Here is a 3310-nt window from a genome sequence, read left to right as displayed (position 1 = left end):
CGTGCCAACCTCCGCCGCCTCGTCAAGCGCGTGCTGCGCAAGCACGGCTACCCGCCGGACAAGCAGGAGCAGGCGACCCTCACGGTCCTGGAGCAGGCGGAACTCTTCGGTGCCGAATGGGCGGAGCAGGCCGCGCCGGGCCCAGTGGCCACAGCGGTCGCCCCCCGCCCGGCCCTCCATCTCATCCCGAACCCGCCCGAGGCCGAGCGCTTCCGCACCTACGTCCCCGTCTATGACCTGGCCGCCGCCGCCGGCGGCTTCAGCGAGACCCAGGTCCCCGAGCCCCTAGGCTGGGTGTCACTCCCGGGCCGCACGCTCTCGCCCGGCATGTTCGTGGCGCAGGTGGTCGGCCGCTCCATGGAGCCCCTCATCCCCGACGGCTCCTGGTGCCTCTTCCGCCGCTACGGGGGCGGGACCCGCGACGGTAAGGTCGTCCTCGTCCAGCACCGGGAGATCACGGACCCCGACACGGGCGGCACCGACACGGGCGGCAGCTACACCGTCAAGCGCTACCGCAGCGAGAAGACCTACAGCCCCGACGGCTCCTGGCACCACACCCGCATCGTCCTCGAACCCACCAACCTCGACTACAAGCCAATCGTCGTCGACGCGCCCGACGACCTCAGCGTGCTTGCGGAGTTCGTGGGCGTCCTCGAGGGCACGCCCCCCGGAACCGCAACGAGCCGGTCGGCCGGTTCTCCTTCCCACGGAGGCTCCTGATGGCAACTCATGAGCGCCCGGAGGAGCTGCTCGAGCGGTGCGGACTCTCGGTAGTCGAGGAGCGCACGCTGCCCGGGCGCCAGGGTAGGTATAACCCGGTCCCCTCGGGGCTCGAGTCGACGCTCCGGGAGCTCCTGACCGGCCAGTATCCGGAGGGCCTCTCCCCGGGGACGCGGGGCAGCCCTGCTGGTTGGACGTCCTTGCGGACGCCCTCATCGCCGGCGGCTACGAGCTCACCCGCGAGCAGTACGAGGTCGTCCTCGGCTGCTTTCAGGCGATCACCCGAAAGCAGCTCCACCGCAGCGGCACCTACACGTTGAAGTCTGACTGCGTCCACGCCAACGACCGCATTGCTCGACAGGGGTGAGGGATGGGATTCCTCCGGCGTCTGCTCGGAAGCAAGGACCCCCCGTGGCTCAAGCGGATCCCCGGTGCCCTGCAGATCAGCGCTACGTTGTCCGAGGGCAGGTTCCGGGTGGAGGTGGTCGGTGAGTCCCGGTACCAGGAGGCGCTGGAGGCGATCGCGGGCGGACGGACCGAGGAAGGCGCCGACCTCGAGACCGTCGCTCTCCTCGTCCCAGAGCCCACTAACCGCTACGACCCGAACGCGGTCCAGGTGATGATCGATGGCAAGGTGGTCGGCTACCTGAGCCGGGAGAATGCGGAGGTTCTCCAGCCGCGCATCCTCGAGATGGTCCGGAGGACGCGGCGCGCTGTCGCCTGCCGGGCACGGGTCGTGGGCGGTTGGAATCGGGGCCGGGGCGACCGGGGCCACTTCGGGGTCCGCCTCTACGTGGACCCGGCCGACTTCGACCTCGAGGCCGACGAGCTCGACGGGCGGTGGGAGGAGCCCGAGGCGCACACGGGCCGGAAGCGGGGGACCGGGGGACGCGAGACCGGCTCCGGGCCCGGCTTCCTGGATGGTCGGCACTTCACCGGATACGTGGACGAGGTGCGACGGCTCCGCCGGGAGGGGAGGGACGGGGAGGCCGAGAGCCTCCTGCTCCGTTTGGTGGACGCCGTCGAGGCCGAGGCGGCTGCCGAAGGATGGGGCGTGGCGTCCTGGTACTACGAGCAGCTCGCCATCATCTACCGCAAGCGGAAGGACTTCGACGCCGAGGTCCGCATCCTCGAGCGATTCGCGCGCCAGCGCCACGCCCCCGGGGCTTCACCCGCCAAGCTCCTGGAGCGCCTGGAGAAGGCCCGCGCGCTCCGGGACCCGAGGTGAGCCATGTCCCGCCTCGCGGTGCTCGACGACTGCAAGGAGACGAAGTGCCACCCCATCTTCGCCGTCGGTGGGCTGGTGGTCGATCTCGAGAAGCTGGCCGACGTCGAGCAGCAGTGGCTCGACGGCAAGACATCAGCCGGCTTGCAGCCGGACAGACACTTGAAGTTCGCCAACGCCGCGCCGGAGGTTTGTCGGGCGCTGTTCGGGGTGATCGGCAGGATGCCGATCCAAGCCCTCGCGGTCCTGCTGGAGGATTTCCGGCCTCGGCGGATGCGGCTCCCGAGCTCGACTACCCGTCGCGACATCTACGTCTACCGGCAGGCTTTCGAGTACGCGCTGCAGCGCCTGAGCAGGCAGTTCACGGAGGGGAGTCCGAGGCCCCACCTCGTGGCCTTCGATCAGCGGGATGACTTCGCCGAGCTCGAAGAGGTCTACTCCCGTTGTTATCGGGGTGACTGGCCGGTCGGGAAAGAACAGAACTGGCCTGCGCTGAAGGACGTGGGCTTCACCGCGGGTCTGATCCGGCTAGCCCACGGGCCGCTTCATGAGATCGCCGACTTCATCGTCGGCGGGCTCACTCTATTCGCTGGGGTCCGCTGCGCTAAGCACCGGGGCAAGGCTGTCGATGAGGGCAGGCGGGCCAAGCATGACGTCTGCCGAGCGATCGTCCCGCTCTTCCCCCGTCGCTCCGACAACAGACGGCGGTTGGGGTGGAGCGTGGTTACCCATACACGCGAGCTTACCGGCAAGGAGCTCCTCAAGAACAAGCTCGAAGAGTGGCTCGACGCGCTGGAGCGCGCGCCTGCTGTGGGAAGGACCGAGGGTCGGTAAGATTCGATGGTCGGCGCCGTTGGTCGAGGATCCATCGCTCTGAGACTGGAGCGGTTGTCGGCTGCCCGGAGATCGACCCCCAAATCGGCGGCTCCTACGCCGTCAACTGTGACCGCGGACCGTAAAGGCACGTGGCACCGCACTCGCATCCACCTTCAGCCGCTTGACTTCATCCACGAACACATCGTACTTGCGGCCTTCGACGACCTGAGCCTCAGCGCGGAGCTCGTGCAGGTGCCTTCCGAGGAGCCCTCGAGGCCCTGAACGGCAAGGCTATGGTCGTCTGCATGAGCTCCAAGCGGTCCGAACAGCGCTTTCCAAGCGCGCCCCCGGCGAACGGCGCACGGAGGAGGACCTCGACCACGCTATCCGGCAGATTGTCTCCCGCGCCCTCATGCCTGAGGGCGTGGTGGATCTCTTCGCGGCCGCTGGCCTCAAGAAACCCGACATCTCGATCCTCTCCGAGGAGTTCCTGGCCGAGGTGCGGGGGATGCCGCATAAGAACCTGGCCGTGGAGCTGTTGCGCAAGCT

General features: G+C 68.5%; 5 protein-coding genes and 1 pseudogene. All 6 read left to right on the top strand.

Features of this window, described 5'->3' with window-relative positions:
* The coding region (locus BLW41_RS11140; RefSeq protein WP_218138397.1) for a S24 family peptidase at positions 1-720 on the top strand (720 nt) is incomplete at its 5' end.
* 190 nt (positions 721-910) lie between these two features.
* Positions 911-1087: a hypothetical protein gene (locus tag BLW41_RS11035; RefSeq protein WP_177169497.1), complete on the top strand. Its 177-nt coding sequence runs from the start codon at positions 911-913 to the stop codon at positions 1085-1087.
* A gap of 3 nt (positions 1088-1090) precedes the next feature.
* Entirely contained in the window at positions 1091-1948 is an 858-nt protein-coding gene (locus BLW41_RS10590) for an HIRAN domain-containing protein (RefSeq protein WP_093119097.1), read from the top strand.
* A gap of 3 nt (positions 1949-1951) precedes the next feature.
* On the top strand, positions 1952-2779 hold the full coding sequence (locus BLW41_RS10585; RefSeq protein ID WP_093119095.1) for a hypothetical protein: 828 nt from the start codon (positions 1952-1954) through the stop codon (positions 2777-2779).
* 108 nt (positions 2780-2887) lie between these two features.
* Positions 2888-3043, top strand: coding sequence for a hypothetical protein (locus BLW41_RS11030; protein ID WP_177169496.1), 156 nt, complete (start codon positions 2888-2890; stop codon positions 3041-3043).
* Between the two features lie 31 nt (positions 3044-3074).
* Positions 3075-3310, top strand: a pseudogene (locus BLW41_RS11480) (type I restriction enzyme endonuclease domain-containing protein); the annotation flags it as partial.

Source organism: Thermoleophilum album (genome assembly GCF_900108055.1).
GTDB lineage: Bacteria > Actinomycetota > Thermoleophilia > Solirubrobacterales > Thermoleophilaceae > Thermoleophilum > Thermoleophilum album.
The sequence above is the reverse complement of the archived record's forward strand: the minus strand, read 5'-3'. Positions and strand labels throughout refer to the sequence as shown.

Coding starts and splice junctions, on each gene's coding strand:
- BLW41_RS10585 (WP_093119095.1), top strand. CDS start 1,952: ATGTCCCGCCTCGCGGTGCTCGACGACTGCAAGGAGACGAAGTGCCAC.
- BLW41_RS10590 (WP_093119097.1), top strand. CDS start 1,091: ATGGGATTCCTCCGGCGTCTGCTCGGAAGCAAGGACCCCCCGTGGCTC.